The following is a 23,964-nucleotide window of genomic DNA, read 5'->3' as shown; positions in this document are numbered from 1 at the left end:
CGAGGGAGAGCATCTTTATGAGGGGTCTGACCAAATTTCTGCTGCTGCTGGTCCTGCTGTTGGTGGTCGGGGGCGGTGTCTTTCTGGTGACCTGGGATATTCCCGCTCCGGTGACAAAAGTCGAGAAGGTGATTCCCAATGACCGCTTCGAGCGCTAGCCGTCGGGCGGCGGCCCTGGGTGTCGCGCTGGGTGTTTTAACGGCGGTTCCGGCGCTGGGGCAGAGTTCCGGTCCCATTCGGTTGACGCCGCTGGCCCCTGCCGTGGAGGCGCAGCCGTCGGGGCCGATGATGCCCCAGGACGGAATCCAGACGCAATCCCTGGGCGCGGTGGATGCCGATTCCGTGGGGCTGCTCAATGCCCGCAACGGCGGTCTGGGGTTTGACCTCTGGGTCGGGGCCGAGCGCTCGACGGTGACCCGCTTGATCGGCCTGCTGCCGACCCGTGCCGCGTCGCCGGCCATGCGGGATCTGATGCGGCGTCTGTTGCAGACGGCCGCCACCGCACCAGCGGGGGAGGGCGTCAGCGGAGCCATGGCCGAGGCGCGGATCGGCGCGCTGTTGGCTCTGGGCGATGCCAAGGGGGCGGCTGAACTGTTGCGCCAACTGCCGACCGTTCCGGCCAGTTCGAAATTGGCCGAAGACGAGGTCAACGCCCTGTTCCAGACCGGCGAGGCCCCCCGTGCTTGCGCACTGGCGGCCGAAAAAGTATCCCAGAACGACAATCCCTTCTGGCAGAAGACCCTGGTGTTCTGCCAAGTCCTGGCCGGGGAATCCGACAAGGCGGGGTTGAGCATCGCCCTGTTGCGCGAGACCGGGCATCGCGACGACGCCTTTTTCCTGCTCACCGATGCCATGGTGTCGGGGGGGGCGGAGCCGCTGAAGTCCCTGCCTGGGGCGACGCCGTTGCACATGGCCATGGCCAGCGCGGCCAAGCTGAAGCTGCCCGCTTCGGTGGCCGAAACCCGGGACCCGGGGGTGCTGAAAATGGCCGCTGAAAATGAAACCCTGGATCTGCCGGTACGGATTTCGGCGGCCGAACGGGCCGAGGCCGCCGGAGCCCTGGCGACCGAGCAGTTGCGGGCACTGTATGTCCAACATCCGTTTACCCGCGAGGAAATGAGCAATCCTTTGAGTCGGGCTCGGGATTTGGGAGGTGCCGCCGGACGGGCGCTGCTCTATCAGGCGGCTCAGGCGCAGGGCATTGCCGCCGCCCGGGCCGAAGTCATGGCCGAGGCGCTCTCCCTGGCCCGCAACGCAGGCTCCCATGCCCAGGCGGCGCGCGTCTATCTGGCTTTGCTCATTGATCAACAGCCGACCGGAGATCTGGACTGGTTCGGACCGGAGGCGGTGCGCGCCTTTCTGGCCGCCGGGGAGCCCGACCGGGCGGCCCGCTGGATGCTGTTGCTGCGGGCCTCGGCCCGGACCGATCCCAAGGCCGAGCAGGCGCTGATTGATCTCATGCCACTGGCCCGTCTGGCCGGGGGGGCCATCGGGACCTCCTGGACTCCCGAGGATCTGGCCCGCTGGCACGACCGCACCCTGTCCCGCGAGGATGGGGCCACGGTGTTGGCCGGTTTCGGGCGCGCCGCGTTGATGTTTTCGTTGCTCGAAGCGACCGGGGAGACCGTGCCCGACGCCTATTGGCTCGATCTTCTGGCCGCCCCGCCACAGCTTTTGAGCGCGCCGCCCAATGCCGCCGCCTGGACCGGACTGGATCGCGCCGTGCGCGCCAGACAACGCGGCGAAGTCGCGCTTTATTCTTTGATTCTGCTGGGCGAAGCCGGGCCAGGCCAGGCCAATCCGCCGGTGCTCCATAAGGTGGTGGGGGCGCTTCAATCGACCGGCCTGCCCCAGGACGCCCGGGCCATCGCCGTGGAAGCGGCCATTGCGGGCGGTCTGTGAGGGGCCGTCCGCCGTCGCCGCGTCCGCCGCTCTCCCGCTCGGCGCAGTTGTTTCTCGACATGTTGAGCGCCGAGCGCGGGGCGGCAGCCAATACCCTCGACTCCTATCATCGGGACCTGGCCGACTTCGAGGCGTTTCTGGGCACCGCGCCGGAAGCCGCGACGACCGAGGATCTGCGGCGTTATCTGGCCCACATGAACCAGGCGGGACTGGCCCCGCGCACCGCCGCCCGACGGCTGTCCGCGCTGCGCCAGTTCTTTCGGTTTCTTCATGGCGAACGACGACGACCGGATGATCCCAGTCTGGCCATCGACAGCCCGCGTCTGGGCCGTCCGTTGCCCAAATATTTGAGCGAGGCGGAGGTGGACCGGTTGTTGGAGAGGACGCGGCTGCGCGACAATAGCGACGGTCTGCGGCTCACCGCGATGCTTGAAATTTTATATGCCACGGGTTTGCGGGTCTCGGAACTGGTCGGCCTGCCGGTGGCCGCGTTGTCGCGGGACGGGCGGGTGCTGGTGGTGCGCGGCAAGGGCGACAAGGAACGTCTGGTCCCCATGAGCGAACCGGCGCGACAGGCCCTGGCGGCCTATATGACGGTGCGTGACCGCTTTCTGCCGCAGGGTGCGACGGCGGCCAAGGCGCGCCGCTTCATGTTCCCCTCAACGGCCCGCGAAGGTCATCTGACCCGCGCCCGATTCGCCCAATTGCTCAAGGAACTGGCGGTAGAAGCGGGGCTGTCGGCGGCCCGGGTGTCGCCGCATGTGCTGCGCCATTCCTTCGCCAGCCACCTGCTGGCCCACGGGGCGGACCTGCGCAGTCTGCAACGGATGCTCGGCCATGCGGATATCTCGACCACGCAGATTTATACCCATGTGCTCGATGAACGACTGAAGCGACTGGTGGAAACGGCCCATCCCCTGGCCCACCTGATGAAGGGTAAAAAATAACGGTCGTTAAAAAACGCTTTTTCGCGTCGCCAACGATGAGTCTTTGTGCTACCAAGCGCTCATGCATACGTATCTCGATTTTGAAAAACCCATCGCCGAGTTGGAAGGCAAAATCGCCGAGCTGCGCCACATGGGCAGTTCGGGCGGGCTGGACATTGCCGAAGAGGTGAGCAAGCTTCAGGGCAAGATGGAGCGACTGCTCAAGCAGACCTACGCCAAGCTGTCCCCCTGGCAGAAAACTCAGGTGGCGCGCCATCCGGACCGGCCCAAGGCCTTGGATTACATCAACGGGTTGATCGACGACTTCACGCCGCTGGCCGGGGATCGGGCGTTCGCTGACGATCAGGCGATCGTCGGCGGCCTGGGACGGCTGCGCGGTCAATCGGTGATGGTCATCGGCCAGGAAAAGGGCCGTGACACGGAATCCCGAGTGCGCCACAATTTCGGCATGCCGCGACCGGAAGGCTACCGCAAGGCCATGCGTCTGATGCGTCTGGCTGACCGCTTCCATCTGCCGGTGATCACCCTGGTCGATACGCCGGGGGCCTATCCGGGCAAGGAAGCCGAGGAACGCGGACAGGCCGAGGCCATCGCCCGCTCCATCGAAACCTGCCTCGATCTGCGGGTGCCACTGGTCAGCGTAATCATCGGCGAGGGGGGCTCGGGCGGGGCCATTGCCCTGGCTTCGGGCAACGTGGTGCTGATGCTGCAACATGCGGTCTATTCGGTGATCTCGCCCGAGGGATGCGCTTCGATTCTTTGGCGCAGCGGCGAGCAGGCGGAAACCGCCGCCGATGCCTTGCGCCTGACCGCCACCGACTTGCAGGCTCTCAAGGTGATCGACGGGATCATTCCCGAGCCCCTGGGCGGCGCGCATCGGGAGCCGACCGCCGCCATCAAGGCGCTGGGCGATGTCCTGGAAAAGAAGCTGAAAGCCCTGGCGGGTCTGGAGGGCGGCGTGATCCGCGCCAAGCGGCGCAGCAAATTCCTCGAAATGGGCAAACAGGGGCTGGCCTGATCAGGTCGTCCCGCGATTGTGGACCCGGTCGCGGATTTCCAGCATCTGGTTGGCATCAATATCGAGCAGCGGCGACAGACGTTGCATCAATCCCGCCTCGAAGTTGTGCAGAATGCCATCGGCGAACATCACTTCCCAGACCATTTCGAGCAGTCGCACCCGATCCTCGCTCGCCAGTTCATCCATCACCACCATGGAACAGCTATAGATTCCATGCGGTCCGGCAAGCACCTCCTCGACCTCCACCAGCAGCGCATCCACCTGCGCCGGGGTAAGGTTGAAGCGGGTCGCCAACAAGCCATGGATGGCCTCTTTTTCCAGGTCATGGAAATGGGCATCGGACTGGGCGGCCTTGACCAGCAATCCGCCGACGGCGATTTGTAGGGAGGTGAACTCCACTTTGCCGTTGTTCTCCAAGGGCCCTTCGAACAGTTTTTCCAATTTTTTGTTCATTCGGGAGAAATCTCCATCCGGGCCCGGACTTCGTCGCGAATGCGCAGGCTGTCCGCCTCGTCGATATCGAGAATGGGGCCGACCCGGCGCATCAGCCGTTCCTCGTACTGGTGCAGGACCCCGTCGGCATACATGATCTCCCAGATCATCTCCAGCAGCGCCATGCGTTCGGTGTCTTCCAGTTCGTCGTTCAGGACCATGGAACAGGCATACATGCCCTTGGAGTCCTTGAGGAAGGCCAGGGCAGCTTCAATCAGCCGCCCGGCTGTTCCGGGGGCGAGGCTGAAACGCCGCGTGAGCTGGGTTTCAATGGTCTCCCGCTCCGCTGCCTGAAAGTCGTCATCGGCCGCCGCCGCCTTGATCATCAAGGCGCCGACCGCGACTTGCAGAATGGAAAATTCCGCCGCGTCGCCGGAGTCGGAAAATATCTTAGTCAGCCGGTCTGTCATGAGCGTTATTCTGGCGAACCCCCGGGTGAGCGTCCAGTACTATTGAGCTGCCTGTCCGTGACAATGTTTGAACTTGCGACCCGACCCACAGGGGCAGGGGGCATTGCGCGACACCTTGCCCCATGTGGCTGGGTCCTGGGGGTCGATTGCGTCGGCGGCCTGACGGGAGCGAATGGGAGCCGGTCCCGAACCGTCGGACTTTTCAGAGGCCTCGGAGTCGCCCAACAGGCCGGTGACCTGGGAATAGCCGAGCGCTGGATCAATCCGCGATTCGTGCATTTCCTGTGGCCCACCGCTGAGCGAGAAGTCCTGTGACGGGGCCATGTGCAATTCCACATGCATCAACAACTGGGTGACCCGTTCGCGCAGCACCGACAACAGGTCGTCAAACAGATTGAAGGCTTCCCGCTTGTATTCGTTCAGCGGGTCGCGCTGACCATAGGCGCGCAGGCCGATGCCCTGACGCAGATGGTCGAGGGTCAGCAGATGATCCTTCCAGACGAAGTCCAACACCTGAAGCAGGACGTTCTTTTCCACGTCGCGCATCACCTCGGGGCCGTAATTGGCGACCTTCTCCGCCGCCTTGCTGTCGGCCTTCTTGAGAATCCGCTCGCGGATTTCCTGGTCGGCGATGCCTTCTTCCTTCGACCAGTCGGTGATCGGCAGGTCCAGCCCGAGAACACGCAGAACCTCCTCATGCAGGCCGTTGGTATCCCATTGCTCGGCATAGGCCTTTTCCGGGATGCAGCGGGCGACCATTTCCTCGATCACCTGATGGCGCATGTCGGCCACCGTATCGGCCACATTCTGGGTCGCCATCAATTCCTTGCGCTGTTCATAGATGACCTTGCGCTGGTCGTTCATCACGTCGTCGAATTTCAGCAGGTTCTTGCGGATTTCGAAGTTGCGCGCCTCGACCTTCTGTTGCGCCTTTTCCAGCGCCTTGTTGATCCAGGGATGGACGATCGCCTCACCGTCCTTGAGGCCCAGCTTCTGCAACATGCCGTCGATGCGCTCGGAGCCGAAAATCCGCATCAGGTCGTCTTCGAGGGACAGATAGAACTTCGATCCGCCGGGATCGCCCTGACGTCCCGAACGGCCGCGCAACTGGTTGTCGATGCGGCGGCTCTCGTGGCGTTCGGTGCCGATCACGTAGAGTCCACCGGCCTCCAGCACGATCTTCTTGTTGGCCGCCACTTCCGCCTGGATTGCTTCCTTGCCTTTTTGGAACGCCTCGCTCTCCGGGTCCAGCTTGCCCAACTCGTTGTGGATTCGCATATCCACGTTGCCGCCCAGCTTGATGTCGGTGCCGCGTCCGGCCATGTTGGTGGCGATGGTCACCGCGCCGGGGGCACCGGCCTGGGAGATGATGATGGCCTCGCTGGCGTGATGCTTGGCGTTCAGTACCGCATGGGGAATCTTGCGCTTTTTCAGCAGGGCGGCCAGGGTTTCCGACTTCTCGATGGAGACCGTGCCGACCAGGGTCGGCTGTCCGCGCTTGTGGCATTCGGCGATCAGATCGGCGATGGCCTCGTTCTTTTCCACCGCCGTGCGGTAGACCTCGTCGTCCTCGTCGATGCGGGTGACCGGGACGTTGGTTGGCATCTCCACCACATCGAGCTTGTAGATCTCGGCGAATTCCCCGGCTTCGGTCATCGCGGTGCCGGTCATGCCGGCCAGCTTGGGGTAGAGGCGGAAATAGTTCTGGAAGGTGATCGAGGCCAGGGTCTGGTTCTCGTTCTGGATCGCCACCCCCTCGCGGGCTTCCAGCGCCTGATGCAGGCCTTCGGAAAAGCGGCGGCCCTCCATCATGCGTCCTGTGAACTCGTCGATGATGACCACCTTGTTGTCCTTGACCACGTAGTCCACGTCGCGGGTGAACAGCACATGGGCGCGCAGGGCCTGATTGATATGGTGGACCAGGGAAATGTTTTGCAGGTCGTACAGGCTGCCCTCGGTCAGCACGCCGATCTCGCGCAACAGACCTTCCATCTTCTCGGTGCCAACTTCGGTGAAGGTGGCGGAGCGGGACTTTTCGTCCTTTTCGAAATCCTCCGGCAGCAAGTTGGGGATCAGCTTGTCGATCCGCGCATAAAGCTCGGAATTGTCCTCGGTGGGGCCGGAGATGATCAACGGCGTGCGCGCCTCGTCGATCAGGATGGAGTCCACCTCATCGACGATGGCAAAATTGAACGGCCGCTGCACCATGTCTTCGAGCCGGAATTTCATGTTGTCACGCAGGTAATCGAAGCCCAACTCGTTGTTGGTGCCGTAGGTGACGTCACAGGCGTAGGCCCGTTGACGCTGGGCGTCGTCCAGTCCGTGCACGATGCAGTCGACGGTCAGACCGAGAAAGCGGTAGACCTGCCCCATCCATTCGGCGTCGCGTTTGGCCAGATAGTCGTTGACCGTGACCACATGCACGCCCTGGCCCGACAAGGCATTGAGATAAACCGGCAGGGTGGCGACCAGGGTCTTGCCTTCACCGGTCTTCATCTCGGCAATCATGCCACGGTGCAACACAAGCCCGCCCATGATCTGCACATCGTAGGGGCGTTCGCCGAGGGTCCGTTTGGCCGCCTCGCGCACGGTGGCGAAGGCGTCGGGCAGAATATCGTCGAGGCTTTCGCCCTGCTCAAGGCGGCCACGCAGCCACGGCGTACGGGCCGCCAGATCGGCATCACTGAGGGACGAAACCTCGGGCTCCAGGGCGTTGACCGCCTCGATGGTCTTGGTCAGGCCCTTGATGAAGCGATCGTTGGCCGAACCGAACAGCTTGCGGGCAATGGCGCCAAACATGGGAAAATCCTCGGACTAAATGGTGTCATGGGCGCAAACGGAATGTCCCGGCACGGGGCTTCCCACGCAGTTGGGCAAGAGATAGAGGCGACAGCCGGTCCTGTCAACGGCACTGCCCAATTCCGCTCAAGGGAATTTGTGCGGCAAAGTTATTCCGGGGCTGTACCAAAACCGGACAATCTGTTATGATGCGCGGTGCGGCGCGGAGGTTTTACAGGGCAGAAGCCTGTCCCTGCGGTCCGTAGTGTACCCTCAGAAGGAGGCCAAATATATGAACGAAAGCAATATCGGGGGGCTCCCCTCCCAGCAAGTGCCGCCCAAGGCAGATGCCCGCGCGGCCCATCAGCAACCGGCGGAACGGCCCGACATCGACCGCTTGCAGCATCAGCAGGCGGCCGAGCGGCAGAAGCCCGTTGCCAGCGAACATCAGAAAAAATCCGGCGATTCCACCGACAGCGGCTCCGGCGTGGTGGTCGATCTGAAGTCGATTCCGCGCGCCGCCTTGCCGACCATTACCGGCGTGTCTCCGGCGCGGGCCTTGTCCTATGCGGTGGCGGCCCTCAAATCCGAACTCTCCACCCTGTTCGTGGTGCTCGGTCAGACCGGCGATACTTCGTCCGGTGTTGCCCAGAAAGTTGGCGCGACCATCGAACACGACATCAGTTTCAATCAGGGCGGCGGTGCCGGAGTCACCCAGGCCGTCACCCAGGCGCTGGACGGGTTTACCGTTCCGCCCATTAAGACTTCCGGCGGGTTCAGTGTCGCCGCCACCGATTCGGCGGATATTTCCATCGCCGTCCAGGATCTTCAGATCAGCCTGGGGGCCGGTGGCGGCATTGGGGTCAGCTATTCAGGCATCGACGTGGTGGTGGAGACCTCGCCCGGTGCAGCGCTGGTGAACGGCGGTCAGTCCAATTTCGCCCAGGATCTGACCGGCAGCGAGGTGGATCTTGCCGGTCTGACCTCGGGAATCGCCTTCGCCTCGGGGACCGATGCCCTGCGCGGCCACGTGGCGCGGGTGGGGTCGCGGCCCGAAATCGAACTGGAGCTACCGCCCGCCGCCCGGTCCAAGGAGCCACTTCGGGTGGCGACCTATGGTCCGCAGGCGATCCGTCCCGGTGCCCCACCGCAAGAACAACAGGCCGGGCTGGACCTGTTACGGCGTCGGGTTGATCTGGCGATTTCCTCCCTGATGCTGGTCAAGGGCGGCTCTCTGCGTGAAGGGGAGGGTGAGAAAGGTCTGACGCTGGTCAGTCTGGATGCCATCCGGCCGCTGTTCTCGCGCCGCGAGGGGCAGGTCCAGTTGTCCGCCGGTTTGGTCGAATTCGCTCAGGCGGCAGAGCGGGCGACCCTGCCCAAGGATCAAGTGGGCGGCAGCAAGTTCGACTCCAAGGCCTGATTTGCAGGTGTTGACTCGGGCCGGTAGTCGCCGGTCCGGGCGGCCCTGGGGAGCCTGTCGACGCGCGTCCCGACTCGAGGGCAAGGCCTCGGGTCTGGGGCGTTTTTTCGGTTGCGTTCCTTGAAATCCCCATACCCCCTTGCCGCTTGGGCAGTGATATGCTTCAGTCACGGCCCAATTGTTTTCTCGAAGGATACAGCTTCATGATCGCACGTCTTGTCCGTACCACCGCCGTCTGCCTGATTGCGGCGGGTTCCGTGTTCGCCACTGCCCGCGCCGCCGACCCCACCCCCGAAACGGTGGTGGCCCGGGTCAACGGCGAGCCGATCTTGTTCGGTGAGCTTCTGGTGGCGCGCGAACAATTGCCGGAGAAGGCGCAGCAGGTGCCGATCGACCAGGTCTACGGCGTTCTGTTGTCGGCGCTGGTCAACAACAAGCTGCTGGCCGTCGAGGCGCGGAGCCGTGGATTGCAGGACCTGCCCGACATCAAGGAGCGGGTGCATCGGGTCGAGGATCAACTCATCGCCCGGCAGTTGCTGGTCGAGCATGTGACCTCGCGGATGAACGACAAGGATATCCAGGACACCTATCAACAAGTGGTGGCGCAGAATACCGGCGTCGAGGAAATCCACGCCCGCCACATTCTGGTGGACGACGAAGCCAAGGCGGCGGAACTGATCACCCAGCTCAACGGCGGAGCCAATTTCGCCGAGCTGGCAGTCAAGAATTCCATCGGCCCGACCGGTCCCAATGGCGGCGACCTGGGCTGGAATCGTCAAGGTTCCCTGGTGCCGGAATTCGAGGCGGCGGCCCTGGCCCTGCAAAAAGGCACCTTCACCACCAAGCCGGTCAAAACGGCGTTCGGTTGGCATGTGATCTTCCTGGAGGACAAGCGGACCGCACCGGTGCCGACCCTGGAACAGTCGATGCCCGCCATTCGGGCCAAGCTGTCCAATGACTATGCGGTAGAACTGACCAAAAGCCTGATGGCCAAGGCGCAGGTCGAGCGGTTCGGCCTCGACGGTACGCCGTTGCCCGCGCCGACGGCCCCGGCGGCACAGTAAGTCGGCCATGAGCAAGGTATCGCCCCTGGCCCCGGCGGCCTTTCCCGCCTTGCCCGTGATCGAGGGTGTGCGACTGGCCGCCCACGCGGCGGGGATTCGGTATCGCAATCGCAGCGATCTGATGCTGATGCATTTCCCCGACGGGGCGGAAGCGGCGGGGGTGTTCACCACCTCCAAAACCGCCTCCGAGCCAGTGCATTGGTGCCGCAACGCCTTGCAGGTCAGCGGCGGTCGGGCCCATGCCCTGCTGGTCAATGCGGGGAATGCCAATGCCTTCACCGGCATGGCGGGCAAGCGGTCGGTGGAACGCACCCTGGCCCGCTGCGCTGCGGTTGTCGGCTGTCCGGAAACGGAGATCTATCTGGCCTCCACCGGCACCATTGGTCAGGACCTGCCCGATCAGCGCATCACCGATGCCATGGAAGCCATATACGGTGCCCTGGCCCCCGACAATTGGGAGGCCGCCGCGCGCGCCTTCATGACCACCGATACCTTCCCCAAGGGCGCGACCCGGACCACGAAGATCGGCCATGTTCCGGTCCGGATCAACGGCATTGCCAAGGGCTCGGGCATGATCGCCCCGGACATGGCGACCATGTTGTCCTATGTGGTGACCGATGCCGATCTGCCCTCCGACGTCTTGCAGCAATTGCTGCGGGCCGCTGTGGATGAAACTTTCAACTGCATCACCGTCGATTCCGACACCTCCACGTCCGATAGCCTGATGCTGTTCGCCACCGGCAAGGCGGGCAATCCGGTGCCCGGCACGGCAAGCGATCCGCTGTTGGAGGGATTTCGCACAGCGTTGCACGACCTGTTGCTGGATCTGGCCCTGTTGGTGGTCAAGGACGGCGAAGGGGCCTCCAAGCTGATCGAGGTGCAGGTCAGCGGCGCGGAAAATGACCGGGCGGCCAAAAAGATCGCCTTTTCCATCGCCAACTCGCCGCTGGTCAAAACGGCCATCGCCGGGGAGGACGCCAACTGGGGCCGTATCGTCATGGCGGTCGGAAAGTCCGGCGAAGCGGCCGAGCGGGACAAGCTGGTGATTTCCATCGGCGGCATTCCGGTGGCGGCCGAAGGCCGCGCCGTGCCCGACTACGACGAAGCGCCGGTGGCGGCCCACATGAAGGGCAAGGAAATCCTCATTCAGGCGGATGTGGGAATCGCCGATGGCAGCGCCACCGTCTGGACCTGCGATTTGACCTACGAGTACATCCGGATCAACGCCGACTATCGGACATGAGGGCGGATGTCGTCCTTAGATCCTGACGGCTGTTTCGGTGCCCTGCCGCCCCATCGCCCGCTGCCGGTGCTGCTGGTCAGCGCGGTGGCGTTGCTCGATGCGGACAACCGGGTGCTGCTGGCGCAACGCCCGGAGGGTAAGGCGATGGCCGGATTGTGGGAGTTTCCCGGCGGCAAGGTGCAGGCGAACGAAAGCCCGGAAACGGCGCTGGTGCGGGAGTTGCGCGAGGAATTGGGGATCGACGTCACGGAAAGCTGTCTCGCGCCATTGACCTTCGCCTCGCACCAATATGACGACTTTCATCTGATGATGCCGCTGTATGTCTGCCGCACCTGGAAGGGGCAGGTCCGACCGATGGAGGGGCAGAGTCTGCAATGGGTCCGCCCGGCGCGATTGGCTGAATTTCCCATGCCGCCCGCCGACTTGCCGTTGATTCCGCTGTTGCGGGACTGGCTGTAGCGGATTAGGTTACGCGCTGCTCCGATCGCCAATCCGCGAGGCCGTCTTGAAATATATTTCCACCCGCGGGCAGGCCCCCGACCTGCCCTTCGACGATGTGTTGCTGACCGGCCTGGCCCGGGACGGCGGTCTTTACGTGCCCGATCAATGGCCGACGTTCAGCGATGCCGACTGGCGGGCCTTGCGCGGCTTGCCCTATTGGGAAATCGCCACCCGAGTGATGCGTCCCTATGTGGCCGGGGTGATTCCCGAAGATGTTTTTGCGGATATGGTGCGCGACGCCTATGCCGGTTTCGGCCATCGTGCCGTCGCGCCGATGAAACAACTGGGCGATAATTTGTGGCTGATGGAACTGTTCCATGGCCCGACCCTGGCCTTCAAGGACATGGCCATGCAGATCCTCGGGCGGCTGTTCGACTATGTCCTCAGCAAGCGCGGCGAGACGGTGACCATCGTCGGGGCGACGTCGGGCGATACCGGCTCGGCGGCCATCGAGGCCTGCCGCGACCGGGAGGCCATCGAATGCTTTATCTTGTATCCCCATGGCCGGGTGTCCGACGTGCAGCGCCGCCAGATGACCACCGTGCCCTCGGACAACGTGCATTGCATCGCCCTGGAAGGCACCTTCGACGATTGCCAGGACGCGGTGAAGGCGATGTTCAACGACATTGCGTTCCGTGATGCCCGGCGACTGTCGGCGGTCAATTCCATCAACTGGGCAAGGATCATGCCGCAGATCGCCTATTACGTGGCGGCGGCGGTAAACCTGGGAGCCCCGGATCGGCCGGTGTCCTTTGCCGTGCCCACCGGCAACTTCGGCAATATCTTCGCGGCCTACGCGGCGGGCAAGATGGGGCTGCCCATCGCCCAATACATCATCGGTTCCAATTCCAACGATATCCTGACCCGCACCCTGGAGACCGGCCACATGAGCATGGCGCAGGTGGTGCCGACCCTCAGCCCGAGCATGGATATCCAAGTGTCGTCCAACTTCGAGCGGCTGCTGTTTGATCTCTATGGGCGGGACGGAGCGGCGCTGACCGAAGCCATGACCCGCTTCCGGGCCGACGGCACTTTGAGCTTCGGGCGCAATCAATGGGACCCCCTAAAGGCCCAATTCACCGGATTCCGCATGGATGACACGCAGACCCGGGAGGCCATCCGGGCTGTCCATCAAAGCACCGGCGAATTGCTCGATCCCCATTCGATCATCGGCCTGATGGCGGCCGAACAACGCCGGGCCGATCCGTCGGTGCCGGTGGTCGCCATGGCCACCGCCCATCCGGCCAAGTTCCCGGCGGCGGTGGAAGAAGCGACCGGGGTCCATCCGGCGCTGCCCCCCCGCATGGCCGATCTGTTCGATCGCCCGGAACGGTTCACCGTGCTGCCCAACAGGCTGGATGGCCTGAAAGACCATATTACGTCCACATTGACCACGCGGGGCAAGGTTTGAAAAACGTTCAGGTAACCACTCTGCCCTCCGGTCTGCGTGTCGTCAGCGATTTCATGCCAACGGTCGAGACGGTCTCCCTGGGGGCCTGGGTGGAAGTGGGGACCCGCCACGAAAAGCCGATGCGCAACGGCATCTCCCATCTGCTCGAACATATGGCTTTCAAGGGCACCCCGACCCGCGACGCGCAGGACATTGCCGAGGAAATCGAGGCTGTCGGAGGGTCGATCAACGCCTATACCTCGCGCGAGCATACCGCCTATTACGCCAAGGTGCTGAAGGAAGACAGCGCGCTGGCAATGGATATTCTGGCCGATATTTTGCAAAACTCGCTGCTCGACGGCGCGGAATTGGAACGCGAACGGGCGGTCGTCTTGCAGGAAATCCATCAGGCCCACGATACCCCCGACGATATCGTGTTCGACTACTTCCAGGAAACCGCCTTCCCGGATCAGCCGCTCGGGCGTCCGGTGCTGGGTACCCTGGAACGGATCGGCGGGCTGACCCGGCAGGATCTGGTCGAGCATATGGATGACCACTATAGCGCCTCGCAGATGGTGCTGTCGGCATCCGGGAACCTTGACCATGACGCCCTGGTGGCGCTGGCCGGGACCGCCTTCGAGAGGCTGACTTCGACCACCCCCGGCAAGCCTCAGACGGCCCGCTATGCGGGAGGGGAATGCCGTAAAAATCGCGATCTGGAACAGGTCAATCTGGTGTTCGGTTTCGGCGGCACGCCCTACGGCCATCCGGACTATTATGCGTCCAGCGTGCTCAGTGGCCTGCTCGGCGGCGGCATGTCGTCGCGGCTGTTCCAGGAAATCCGGGAAAAACGGGGGCTGGTCTATTCCATCTACAGTTTCACATCAAGCTACACCGACGACGGTTTGTTCGGCATTTATGCCGGCACCGGGCAGGACGAAGTGGCCCAGGTGATGCCGGTGATCTGCGATCAGATCCGCGCGGTGTGCGACGGCGTGACCGACAAGGAAGTGGCCCGGGCCAAGGCCCAGATCAAGGCGTCGATTTTGATGTCCCTGGAAAGCACCGGCTCCCGTTGCGAACAACTTGCGCGGCAGATGCTGATCTTCGGGCGTCCGCTGCCGATTGCGGAAATCGTCGAAAATCTCGACGCGGTGGATCGGGAGTCCGTGCTCGCCGTTGCCCAGCGGATTTTCAAGAGTCCGCCGACCCTGGCCGCCGTCGGGCCGTTGCACAAACTGGAAAGCCTGGAAAAGCTCACGGCGCGTCTGAACTGAGCGCCTTCTGAGCCGCGTCCTCTTCGGCCGGATACAGGGTGAAGTGGAGGGTCGCTCCCTGACCTTCTCCCGCCGATTCGATCCAGATTCGACCGCCGTAGCGCTCGACAATCTTGCGACAGAGGGCCAGACCGATGCCGGTGCCCTCGTATTTGTCGTCCGTATGCAGCCGCTGGAAGATCAGGAAAATACGCTCCTGGTAACTGGCCGCCACCCCCATGCCATTGTCGGACAGGGTAAAGTGCCATTGCAGGCCCTCGCGCCGGGCGGCGAAATGAATTTCCGGCACGACCTCCTTGCGGCGGTATTTCAGGGCATTCTCCAGCAGGTTTTGGATCAATTGTTCCAATTGGCTGCGATCCCCCAGAACATGCGGAAGCGGCTTGTCCTGGGTGATGATGGCACCGGTTTCCGTGATCCGTGACGCAACCAGGGCCAGCCCCTGTTCCCAGACCGCCTGCATGGAGACTGGGGCGAAAGAAATTTTGTCGGCTCCGATTCGGGAAAAATTGAGCAGATTGAGAATCAGGTCCGACATGCGTTTGCTGGCGTTGGCGGCAAAAGCGATGAACTCCCGCCCGTCCTTGTCCAGTTTGTCGGCGTAGCGTCGTTCGAGCAACTGCACGTAACTGGTGACCGTGCGCAGGGGCGTTTGCAGGTCATGGGAGGCCAGATAAACGAATTGCTCCAAATCCTGATTGGAGCGTTTCAACTCTTTTTCGCTGGCCCGAAGCTGTTTGAGATACTGCTCCTGGGCCTCGGCCATGGCGTTGAAGCTGTGGCCCAGGCGGTCGATCTCGTCGCCGCCCCGGCCCACCTCCACCCGCACCGACTGATCATGCAGCGCCAGCGCTTCGGCGGCATGGGCGACCGCCCGCAGGCGTCGGGTCAGCCAATAGCCGATCAACGAGAACAGCAACGTTGAGCCGACAATGGCTAGGCCCAGAATGCCTGCCGCCGTGCGTCGCATGTCCTGTCGGGCCTTGATGAAATCGGCGGTGGATATGCCGAAGTACAGGGTTCCGTAAATCTGTCCGCCCAGGGTGATGGGGGTCGACGCATGCCAGATCTTCTCCACCCCCTTGCCGGGGCGACCGATTGAGTCGGGGGGCGGGGCCTCCTCCGCCCAGCCGCTGCGGGCCATCACTTGCCCGGTGGAGTCATACAACAAAAGGTATTCGATGTTTCCGATGGTATGGATGGCGTCCAGGCTGTCCTGCAAAGTACCGGAATCCCGCTCGACCAGGGGCGGGGCAAGGGCGGTGGAAAACAACTGCGCCAATTCCGCCAAACGGGTCTCCGTATGTCGGCTGTGGACGTCTTCGAGAACTTCCGAGTCGTTGGCGAACAGCGCCAGCAGCATGAGGACTTCAACAGCCAGACTGGCGAGGACCAATTTAAAGCCAAAGGATCGGAAAAGCGGAGGCAGCATGGAGGTTCCAGACCCGATCTACGGCACGTCGAGGGCTCGGCGGACCGACCCCAAATAGCGGTCCAGGGACGTCAAATCGTCACTGGATACCGGCGCAATATGACCATAGCCGGTGGCCTGGGCGAACGCCCGCCCTTCGTCGCTGGCGGCAAAATCAAGCAGCGCCTGTCGGACCGCCTGGACCTCCGCGTCCTCGACTTGCGGAGCGGCGAGAAACAGGATGAAGATCGGCTCGTCCACCGTGTTGCCGATGACCCGCAGGCGATCAATGGTCTCGGGGGCCATGCTGGCCAGGGTCTTGTACCAGACCAGGGCGGCGTCGCTTTCGCCGTTCAGCACCGACAGCACCGCCGCATTATGGGAGGGTTTGGCGATCAGGGTTACGGTCTCGCCCGGCATCAGACCGGCATCGACCAGTGCCTCGGCCCCCATCATGGTGATGATCGCCAACGGGTCCGGCGTGCTCACCGTCAGCCCGCGCAGGTCGGCCAGGGACGCGCCGGGGCTCTCCTGGGCGACCAGGAAGGTGCCGCGCAGGACGGCCTTCATCTGCAACAGCACCCGATAGCCGTCGTCCACTTCCGCCAGGCGACCGAAATGCGGCACATCGAAAATGAACCGATAGGCCCGATCACGGGTCTTGAGCGCGAAGGTCTGGAAATCCGTCGCGGTGACAAAATAGGTCGGTCGTCCCAGGGTTTTTTCCAGATGGACCCGCAACGGCTCGTATTGCTTGAACAGCAAACGGGTGCTGTAGTAGGGGGTGATGCCGATTTCCAGCGGCTCCGCAGCCCACGATGGCCCCTGAATCAAAACGCCCAGGGCCAGGACCATGAGCCACCGGCGGAAAAGTCCTTTGAGCAATCCTGCGACTCCCCCCACAGAGCCACCTTTCCACACACTTTGGAAAGAGCAACTCAGGTCCGATTGCATTTCGGGTATCTACCTCCCAAGTATAACCCAACATATTGGGTTGTCATAGATTTTTCATCGTTCAGGGGGCTCAGGAGTCTTCGGCATCGAGATATTCCTCGATCAGGTCGTAAATCACCGGCGCGTCGTCCTCGCTGGTGACGGCAAGGTTGGTGCGTTCGCCGAAGGTATTGAGCAGGTAGCCCCGCTCGACGCAGAGCCGTTCCAGGGCGGCGATGAAGGGCTCCAGCACCTGCGCGTTGAGGGTATCGGCGGTGGGGCAGGCGGCCATGCGCTCAAGCAAATCGCGGTGCAGGGTCTGGGCAGCCTTTTTGCCGTCCTTGCTCATGCGTGACCCGCCTCAAGCGACAGCAACGACGAGTCGATGCCCAGCCGGGCCAGGGCCTGCTCCCATTTGTGGTCCGTATCGGGATCGAAAATCAGACGGCTGTCGCCGGGCAGGTTGAGCCAGCCATTGGCCAGGATCTCGTCGTCCAACTGCCCCGGTCCCCAGCCCGCGTACCCGAGGGCCAGCAGGGAGCGGTCCGGACCATGGCCGTGGGCGATGGCGCGCAGGATATCCACCGTCGCCGTCAAGGCGATGTCGCCATCGACCCGCAGGGTGGAGTCCTGGAAATAGTCGGCGGAATGCAGGACGAAGCCGCGTCCCGTATCCACCGGTCCGCCCACATGCACCCGAATGCGCTCATCGACGCCGATGGGGTCGATGTCAAGTTGTTCCAGCAGGTCGGGCAGGGTGAAGGAGTCCATCACCCGGTTGATGACCAGCCCCATGGCCCCTTCCGGCCCGTGGGCGCAGATGTAGATCACCGAGCGCTCGAAGCGCGGGTCACCGATTCCCGGCATGGCCACCAGAAGCTGGCCGGACAGGGTTACCAGATCGAGGGTTTCGTTCTTGCTCATGGTTTCATTATCGCACAGGGGATCGTTCGACCCAATGCCCTTGTCGGGTCGGGCGATGTCGGGCGATCAAATATCCGTGTAGGGCATTTCCCTGCCGCGTAAACAGGTTATAGTCAAAGGATGATGATTCGAATTTTGATGTTCCTGTTGATCGGCCTGGGGGCCGTTTTTTCGTCGCCTGCCCCGGCCCCGGCGGCCGGTTCCGAATGGGCGCGTCTGGAGCATGTCTCCCTGCGCCTGATTTCGGCCGACAATGCCCTGCCTGGGGAGGAGGCCCGGTTGGGGCTGTATTTCCAACTGGAAGACGATTGGAAAATCTACTGGCGGTCACCGGGGGATGCCGGGTTTCCGCCGCAGATTGATTGGAGCGGCTCGCGAAATCTGGCCGACGTGGAGATTCTGTGGCCCGCTCCGGTGCGTTTTTCCGCCGCTGGATTCGAGACCATCGGCTACAAGCACGAGGTGGTGCTGCCGCTGTTGGCCCGGCTGGAGAATCCAGGCCGGGACGTGGCCCTGCGCGGCAATGTGGATTTCCTGGCCTGCGCCGAAATCTGCATTCCCTATCAGGTGGATCTGGCGCTCGATCTGCCGGGCGGCGAGGCCATCACATCGAGCCCCGAAGCGGCTCTGATCGACCTCTACCAGGCCCAGGTGCCGGGCAATGGCGCGGCGCACGGATTGACCCTTGAACCGATTGTTGGTCTGATCCCGGGTGAGAAGCCCGTGCTGCTGGCGGCGGCCCAGGGCATGGCCCCCTTCGAGGCCCCGGATCTTTACGTGGAGGGACCGCCCGAACTGATCTTCGGCAAGCCTGTGGCCTCCCTGGCCGGGGGCGGACGGCAGGCCAGCTTCCGCATTCCCGTCGAGGGCCTGAAGGACGTGGCGGACGGCGGCATCGGGGCGACCCTGACCCTGACCCTGGTTGATGGGCCGCGCACCGCTGAACGGCAATCGACGATCATCGCGAATACGCCAAACAGCCTTTCGGTGTCCGCAGACGCGGCGACGGTTTCCCTGCCCCTGATCCTGGCGCTGGCGCTGCTCGGCGGGTTGATCCTCAACCTGATGCCCTGCGTGCTGCCGGTGCTGTCCATCAAGCTGCTCGGGGTGATCGGTCACGGCGGCGGCGATCCTCGCGAGGTGCGCCTGGGGTTCGTGGCCTCGGCGGCGGGCATCGTCACCACCTTCCTCGGGCTGGCGACGGTGCTGATCCTGCTCAAGCAGGGCGGAGCCTCCATCGGCTGGGGCATTCAGTTCCAGCAGCCCTGGTTCCTCACCGCCATGGCGCTGCTGGTCACCCTGTTCGCCTGTAATCTCTGGGGCTGGTTCGACATCCGCCTGCCGCAATGGCTCAATGACCTGGGGGCTACAGGGGCCGGTCGGGTGCATGGTCTGGGCGGGCATTTTCTGACCGGAGTGTTCGCCACCCTGCTGGCGACTCCCTGTTCGGCCCCCTTCCTGGGCACGGCGGTCGGGTTCGCCCTGGCTCGGGGCGCGGTGGAAATTCTGGCGGTATTTCTGTTCATCGGGCTCGGTCTGGCGCTGCCCTATCTGCTGGTGGCGGCCCGTCCGACATGGGCCACCCGACTGCCCCGACCGGGCGCATGGATGGTGACCCTGAAGAAAATTCTGGGCTTCGCCCTGGCGGCGACGGCGGTCTGGCTGGTCAGCGTGATGGTGGCCCAGGTGGGGCGCGACGCGGCTGTGATGGTCGGTGGCCTGCTGCTGCTTCTGAGCGCGCTGTTTGCCCTTCGCGCCCGGCTCGGCAAGGCCCTCACGCCGCTGGTGACTCTGCTGGCGGTGGCGGCGTTTGTCGTCCCTGCCGACGAGGCCCCGACCTCCAGTGCTGATCCGCAGGGGCTCTGGCAACCGTTCGATGAGGCGGCCATTGCGGGACTGATTGCCGAGGGCAAGATTGTCTTCGTCGATGTGACGGCCGACTGGTGTCTGACCTGTCAGGTCAACAAGGCGGCGGTGCTCCAGGTGGACCCGGTGCATGCCCGCCTGAACGCCCCCGAGGTGGTGGCCATGAAGGCCGACTGGACCCGGCCCAGCGAGACCATCGCCGCCTATCTGGCACAATTCGGGCGCTACGGCATTCCCTTCAACGCCGTTTACGGGGCGGCGACGCCGGACGGTCAGCCGCTGCCTGAGCTGCTGACCTCCTCCATGGTGCTCGAAGCCCTGGATCGGGCGCGGGGCGTCGGCCCATGACCCCAATTGCCGTGGGCGACCGCCTGCCCGACGTGTCGCTGAAGAGTTTCGATGCGACGGGTGAATTCCTCAACCTGCAAACCGCTTCCTGCTTTGCCGACCGGCGGGCGGTGCTGTTCGGCCTTCCCGGGGCCTTCACGCCGACCTGTTCGACCCTGCATTTACCGGGCTATGCGAAAAATCAACCACGGTTTTTGGAACGGGGCATTGATCTGCTGGCCTGTCTGTCGGTCAACGATGTGTTCGTCATGCGGGCTTGGGCGGAGGCCCAGCAGGTGGCGGGGCGGGTGCTCATGCTGGCCGACGGCAATGGGGAAATGACCCGGGCCCTGGGCCTGGAAACCGATGCCACGGCCTACGGCATGGGCCTGCGCGCCCAACGGTTCGCCATGGTGCTGGACAACGGTCGGGTGAGCCAATTGCACATCGAAGCCCCGGGGGAATACCGGGTATCGGATGCCGACTACGTTTTGCGACATCTCTAGTCAAAAACTTATTTGGCCTGTACCATGGCCGGCCCTGCCACCGTTCGGAGACGAGGTGCCGTTTCGTGACATCCTTGCAGACCCGATTGATCATTCTGATTGGTGGCTTGCTGTTTCTGGCTTTTGCCGGACTGGAAGGACTGTCCTATTTCCGGGCCAAGGAAGCCGCCGTCCAGGAAGCCTACCAGAGGGCGGAGGGGTTGCGCGGAGTGCTCATGGCACTGCGCCGGGTCTATCAGCACCAGTTTCTGGAGAGCGGGATTGAACTGACTCCGAAGACCATCGGCTTTCTGCCCGCCCATTCCATCTCGCGGATTTCCGAGGAGTTCAAGTCCTGGGACCATTCCGGCGTTTCCTTCAACAATGTGTCGGACAATCCTCGGAATTCCAGGAACAGGGCCGATGCGGTCGAGGAAGCGGCGATGCAATTTTTCCGCCAGAACCGCCAGGAAGAGCGTCGCCTGACCACCTTCAAGGGCGGTGACGGCGAAACCTATTTCCACTATGCCAGCCCCATCTGGGTGGAGAAATACTGCTTGAAATGCCATGGGCGCCGCGAAGATGCACCGCAAACCATTCGGGACGCCTACGACACGGCCTTCGACATGAAGGTCGGGGACCTGCGCGGCATCGTGAGCATCAAAATTCCGGGCGGGGATCTGGATCAACGGATCTGGAACACGGTGATGCAGGATCTGGTCGTCCACCTGCTGGTGTTCATCGGGCTGTTTCTGATCATCACCCTGACCGTTCGCCGCTTCCTTACCCGACCTGCCATCCTGCTCTCGAAGGGCCTCGACGCGCTGGCTGCGGGCGACCTGAATCACCGCATTTCCGGCCTGGAAGGGGAATTTTCGCAAATCGGCGATCATTTCAACAAGATGGGAGAGCAATTGGCCCGGACGCAAAACGAACTGCGACGCTCCAACGATGAACTGCGCCAGTTCGCCTATGTGTCCTCGCACGATCTGCGGGAGCCGTTGCGCATGATCACCTCCTATTTGCAGCTTCTCCAACGGAAATGTACCGGGCTGCTGGATCAGGATGCCCATCAGTTCATCGGCTATGCGGTCGATGGGGCATTGCGGATGGATTCCCTGATCAGCGACCTGTTGGCCTTGTCCCAGGTGGAAACCCATCGCGATAAACTGTCCGCCGTCGATTGTGAACGTCTGACAAAAAACGTGATGGAGGGATTGCGGGTCGAGCTGGAGGAGTCCGGCGGTACCGTGGTGTGTGAAAAATTGCCGAGCATTCAGGGAGATCCATCGCAAATTGGACAACTGTTCCAGAACCTGATTGTCAATGCGCTCAAATATCGCCGACCCGACGGACGGCCGGAGATTCGGATATCCGGCGCGGTGGAAAAGGGCATGGTCCATGTCGCGGTGGCCGATAACGGAATCGGCATCGACCCCGTCTATCATGATCGGATTTTCATTATTTTCCAGCGCCTGCATCAGCGTGAGGAATACGGCGGGACCGGAATCGGGCTGGCCATCTGTAAGCGCATCGTCGAGCGCCATGGGGGGCGAATCTGGGTGGAAAGTGAACTGGGGCAGGGGGCGACCTTCCACTTCACCCTGCCACTCAGCCCGGCAGAACCTCCGCCGTCCGCTTGAGTTCCAATGCCGTCTCCTGATCGCGGATCGGGCTCAGATTGTCGAGAAACTGTTGGGCGCTGGCGGCCCAGGAAAACTTCTCCGCATGGGGGCGGCACAACTGGCGGGGAATGTTCAAGGCGCGACGGACCGCCGCTTCCAGGTCCTCATCCAAGGCCCCGGCAGGGCTGTCGCCGATGACGTCCAACGGTCCGGGCACCGGATAGGCGGCCACCGGGACGCCCGAGGCCAGCGCCTCAATCAGCACCAGCCCGAAGGTATCGGTGCGGCTGGGGAAAACGAACACATCCGCCGCCGCATACCAGGACGCCAGATCTTCCCCATGCTTGGTGCCGGCGAACAGCACCTCGGGATGGGCACGGCGCAACTCGTCCAGCTGCGGGCCGTCGCCGACCACCACCTTGTGGCCCGGCGTCTTCAGATCGAGAAAGGCCTGGATGTTCTTTTCCACCGCCACCCGGCCCACATAGAGCTGAATTGGGCCGTCCAGATCGACCAATTCCGCGGGTTTGTTCTGGCGCCGTTCAGGGGTGAACAACTCTGTATCAACCCCGCGCGTCCAACGGCGGATATTATTGAATCCCCGTTCTCTAAGCGCCAATTCGATGGTTTCCGTGGCCACCATGATATTGGCCGCCCCGCCATGAAACCAGCGCATGAAGGCATAGGACCAAGACAGCGGCAAGCGCGTCCGGGCGTAAATATATTCCGGGAAGCGGGTGTGATAGGCCGTGGTGAAGGGCAATCCTTCTTGTTGACAATAGCGGCGGGCCGCCAGTCCCAGGGGGCCTTCGGTGGCGATGTGAATGGCGCAGGGGCGGGCCGCTTCGAGGACCCGGCGGACCTGTCGCCCGGGAAATATTGCCAGGCGAATTTCCGGATAGGTGGGACAGGGCACGGTGCGGAAACTGTCCGGGGTGAGGAAATGGACCTCGCGGCCCCGCAACCGGAGCATCTGTCCAAGGGAGTCCAGGGTGCGCACCACGCCGTTGACTTGCGGATACCAAGCGTCGGAGACAATGAAGATAGGCATGGGGGGGCTCAGATCTCCGTTGCCGGGGTCTCGATCGGTCGAGACATGGGAGCAACTTCCCGAACCCGGGCGTCGATTGGCGACAGATCGCGCATTTTCAACCAATCGAGAACCTCCAGCCGACCATCGGGATGTTCCACCAATGCGGTGCAACTCTCCACCCAGTCGCCATCGTTGGCATAGAGAATGCCACCCATGTCGAATAGCGCCGTAGCATGGATATGGCCGCAGACGACGCCATCGACGCCGCGCCTGCGGGCCTCGCCGACCACCGCTTCTTCATAACGACTGATATATTCGACGGCATTCTTTACCTTGTGTTTTAAAAAGGCGGAGAGCGACCAATACCGAAATCCCAACTTGCGTCGGACCACATTCAGCCAGTGATTGGCTTCTAGAAGGAATTCATAGGCCCAGTCACCGATCAACGCCAGCCATTTGGCATACTTTACCACCGCATCAAACTGGTCGCCATGCAGAACCAGATATCGTTTTTTGTCGGCCGCCGTGTGAATGATTTCCGTCTGAATAGCCACGTTGCCAAAACGGTGGCGGGCGAAGTCGCGGAAACTTTCGTCGTGATTGCCGGGAATATAATAGACCTTGGTTCCCTTGCGGGCCTTGCGCAGGATTTTCTGAATGACGTCGTTATGGCTCTGCTGCCATTCCCATTTGCGGCTCAGGCGCCAATTGTCGATGATGTCGCCGACCAGATAGAGATAATCCGATTCCGTATGACGCAGGAAATCCAGCAGAAATTCCGCCTTGCATCCACGGGTTCCCAAGTGGATGTCCGAGATCCAGATGGTCCGATAATGCAGCTTGCTTTTGCTCACGGCGTTCATGGCGTGGACCTTTATCCCCGACAAGACGGGGTTTCATATATATAGTGGGAGGCCC

22 protein-coding genes are annotated in these 23,964 nt (G+C 62.8%); 13 read left to right on the top strand and 9 right to left on the bottom strand.

The annotated features are described in order from the left end of the window. Window positions 1-17: 17 nt before the first annotated feature. From ACYQ1P_RS16745 to ACYQ1P_RS16730, 4 genes are all read left to right on the top strand, one after another. On the top strand, window positions 18-158 hold the full coding sequence (locus tag ACYQ1P_RS16745; RefSeq protein ID WP_460021490.1) for a hypothetical protein: 141 nt from the start codon (window positions 18-20) through the stop codon (window positions 156-158). Further along, on the top strand, window positions 139-1,902 hold the full coding sequence (locus tag ACYQ1P_RS16740; protein WP_460021489.1) for a hypothetical protein: 1,764 nt from the start codon (window positions 139-141) through the stop codon (window positions 1,900-1,902). Before ACYQ1P_RS16745 ends, ACYQ1P_RS16740 begins: the two co-directional genes overlap by 20 nt. Beyond that, complete coding sequence (gene xerD / locus ACYQ1P_RS16735) at window positions 1,899-2,849, top strand: site-specific tyrosine recombinase XerD (RefSeq protein WP_460021488.1); 951 nt, start codon at window positions 1,899-1,901, stop codon at window positions 2,847-2,849. The genes ACYQ1P_RS16740 and xerD overlap by 4 nt, the downstream gene beginning before the upstream one ends. 61 nt (window positions 2,850-2,910) lie before the next feature. After that, window positions 2,911-3,867: an acetyl-CoA carboxylase carboxyltransferase subunit alpha gene (locus ACYQ1P_RS16730; RefSeq protein WP_460021487.1), complete on the top strand. Its 957-nt coding sequence runs from the start codon at window positions 2,911-2,913 to the stop codon at window positions 3,865-3,867. Here the strand turns inward: ACYQ1P_RS16730 and ACYQ1P_RS16725 are convergent, their stop codons facing one another. The 3 genes from ACYQ1P_RS16725 to secA are packed head-to-tail and all read right to left on the bottom strand — an operon-like array spanning window position 3,868 to window position 7,568. Further along, the gene (locus ACYQ1P_RS16725) at window positions 3,868-4,320 is read right to left on the bottom strand and encodes a tellurite resistance TerB family protein (protein ID WP_460021486.1); all 453 of its coding nucleotides are present in this window, start codon (window positions 4,318-4,320) and stop codon (window positions 3,868-3,870) included. Continuing rightward, window positions 4,317-4,769 (bottom strand): tellurite resistance TerB family protein, encoded by a 453-nt coding sequence (locus ACYQ1P_RS16720; protein ID WP_460021485.1) that lies wholly within the window; start codon window positions 4,767-4,769, stop codon window positions 4,317-4,319. Before ACYQ1P_RS16720 ends, ACYQ1P_RS16725 begins: the two co-directional genes overlap by 4 nt. 39 nt (window positions 4,770-4,808) lie before the next feature. Then, window positions 4,809-7,568, bottom strand: coding sequence for a preprotein translocase subunit SecA (gene secA / locus ACYQ1P_RS16715; protein ID WP_460021484.1), 2,760 nt, complete (start codon window positions 7,566-7,568; stop codon window positions 4,809-4,811). A gap of 271 nt (window positions 7,569-7,839) precedes the next feature. On the opposite strand from secA, the gene ACYQ1P_RS16710 reads away from it, so the two are divergent. The 6 genes from ACYQ1P_RS16710 (at window position 7,840) to ACYQ1P_RS16685 (ending at window position 14,442) form a co-directional block, all read left to right on the top strand. After that, window positions 7,840-8,967 (top strand): hypothetical protein, encoded by a 1,128-nt coding sequence (locus ACYQ1P_RS16710; RefSeq protein WP_460021483.1) that lies wholly within the window; start codon window positions 7,840-7,842, stop codon window positions 8,965-8,967. Between the two features lie 203 nt (window positions 8,968-9,170). Further along, the gene (locus tag ACYQ1P_RS16705) at window positions 9,171-10,031 is read left to right on the top strand and encodes a peptidylprolyl isomerase (RefSeq protein WP_460021482.1); all 861 of its coding nucleotides are present in this window, start codon (window positions 9,171-9,173) and stop codon (window positions 10,029-10,031) included. Between the two features lie 7 nt (window positions 10,032-10,038). Then, window positions 10,039-11,274, top strand: a complete 1,236-nt coding sequence (gene argJ / locus ACYQ1P_RS16700) for a bifunctional glutamate N-acetyltransferase/amino-acid acetyltransferase ArgJ (RefSeq protein ID WP_460021481.1) — start codon at window positions 10,039-10,041, stop codon at window positions 11,272-11,274. A 6-nt stretch (window positions 11,275-11,280) separates the two neighbouring features. Continuing rightward, the gene (locus tag ACYQ1P_RS16695; RefSeq protein WP_460021480.1) at window positions 11,281-11,733 is read left to right on the top strand and encodes a (deoxy)nucleoside triphosphate pyrophosphohydrolase; all 453 of its coding nucleotides are present in this window, start codon (window positions 11,281-11,283) and stop codon (window positions 11,731-11,733) included. Window positions 11,734-11,779: 46 nt separating this feature from the next. Beyond that, window positions 11,780-13,186, top strand: coding sequence for a threonine synthase (thrC, locus tag ACYQ1P_RS16690; RefSeq protein WP_460021479.1), 1,407 nt, complete (start codon window positions 11,780-11,782; stop codon window positions 13,184-13,186). Then, the gene (locus tag ACYQ1P_RS16685; protein ID WP_460021478.1) at window positions 13,183-14,442 is read left to right on the top strand and encodes a M16 family metallopeptidase; all 1,260 of its coding nucleotides are present in this window, start codon (window positions 13,183-13,185) and stop codon (window positions 14,440-14,442) included. The genes thrC and ACYQ1P_RS16685 overlap by 4 nt, the downstream gene beginning before the upstream one ends. Here ACYQ1P_RS16685 and ACYQ1P_RS16680 read toward each other — a convergent pair. From ACYQ1P_RS16680 to ACYQ1P_RS16665, 4 genes are all read right to left on the bottom strand, one after another. Further along, on the bottom strand, window positions 14,423-15,874 hold the full coding sequence (locus ACYQ1P_RS16680) for a sensor histidine kinase (RefSeq protein ID WP_460021477.1): 1,452 nt from the start codon (window positions 15,872-15,874) through the stop codon (window positions 14,423-14,425). The two genes, ACYQ1P_RS16685 and ACYQ1P_RS16680, sit on opposite strands and share 20 nt — an antisense overlap. Window positions 15,875-15,892: 18 nt before the next feature. Next, window positions 15,893-16,738 (bottom strand): phosphate/phosphite/phosphonate ABC transporter substrate-binding protein, encoded by an 846-nt coding sequence (locus tag ACYQ1P_RS16675; protein WP_460021476.1) that lies wholly within the window; start codon window positions 16,736-16,738, stop codon window positions 15,893-15,895. A 139-nt stretch (window positions 16,739-16,877) separates the two neighbouring features. Then, entirely contained in the window at window positions 16,878-17,135 is a 258-nt protein-coding gene (locus ACYQ1P_RS16670) for a hypothetical protein (protein ID WP_460021475.1), read from the bottom strand. Then, window positions 17,132-17,710, bottom strand: a complete 579-nt coding sequence (locus ACYQ1P_RS16665) for a YqgE/AlgH family protein (protein ID WP_460021474.1) — start codon at window positions 17,708-17,710, stop codon at window positions 17,132-17,134. Before ACYQ1P_RS16665 ends, ACYQ1P_RS16670 begins: the two co-directional genes overlap by 4 nt. A 120-nt stretch (window positions 17,711-17,830) precedes the next feature. Between ACYQ1P_RS16665 and ACYQ1P_RS16660 the strand changes: the two genes are divergently transcribed. The 3 genes from ACYQ1P_RS16660 to ACYQ1P_RS16650 all read left to right on the top strand — a co-directional run bounded on the left by ACYQ1P_RS16660 (window position 17,831) and on the right by ACYQ1P_RS16650 (window position 22,031). After that, window positions 17,831-19,924: a protein-disulfide reductase DsbD family protein gene (locus tag ACYQ1P_RS16660; protein WP_460021473.1), complete on the top strand. Its 2,094-nt coding sequence runs from the start codon at window positions 17,831-17,833 to the stop codon at window positions 19,922-19,924. Beyond that, window positions 19,921-20,409 carry a peroxiredoxin gene (locus tag ACYQ1P_RS16655; RefSeq protein WP_460021472.1) on the top strand — a complete coding sequence of 163 codons (489 nt, stop codon included), beginning with the start codon at window positions 19,921-19,923 and terminating at the stop codon, window positions 20,407-20,409. The genes ACYQ1P_RS16660 and ACYQ1P_RS16655 overlap by 4 nt, the downstream gene beginning before the upstream one ends. Window positions 20,410-20,474: 65 nt before the next feature. Continuing rightward, window positions 20,475-22,031 (top strand): sensor histidine kinase, encoded by a 1,557-nt coding sequence (locus ACYQ1P_RS16650; RefSeq protein ID WP_460021471.1) that lies wholly within the window; start codon window positions 20,475-20,477, stop codon window positions 22,029-22,031. Here ACYQ1P_RS16650 and ACYQ1P_RS16645 read toward each other — a convergent pair. Next, window positions 22,000-23,064: a glycosyltransferase family 4 protein gene (locus tag ACYQ1P_RS16645; protein ID WP_460021470.1), complete on the bottom strand. Its 1,065-nt coding sequence runs from the start codon at window positions 23,062-23,064 to the stop codon at window positions 22,000-22,002. The genes ACYQ1P_RS16650 and ACYQ1P_RS16645 overlap by 32 nt on opposite strands. Window positions 23,065-23,072: 8 nt before the next feature. After that, a complete protein-coding gene (locus ACYQ1P_RS16640) occupies window positions 23,073-23,909 on the bottom strand; it encodes a UDP-2,3-diacylglucosamine diphosphatase (protein WP_460021469.1) in 837 nt (278 codons plus the stop codon). Window positions 23,910-23,964 lie beyond the last annotated feature (55 nt).

This window comes from Magnetospira thiophila (genome assembly GCF_054657015.1).
Note: the sequence above shows the minus strand (reverse complement) of the source record. Positions and strands in the feature narration are given on the sequence as shown.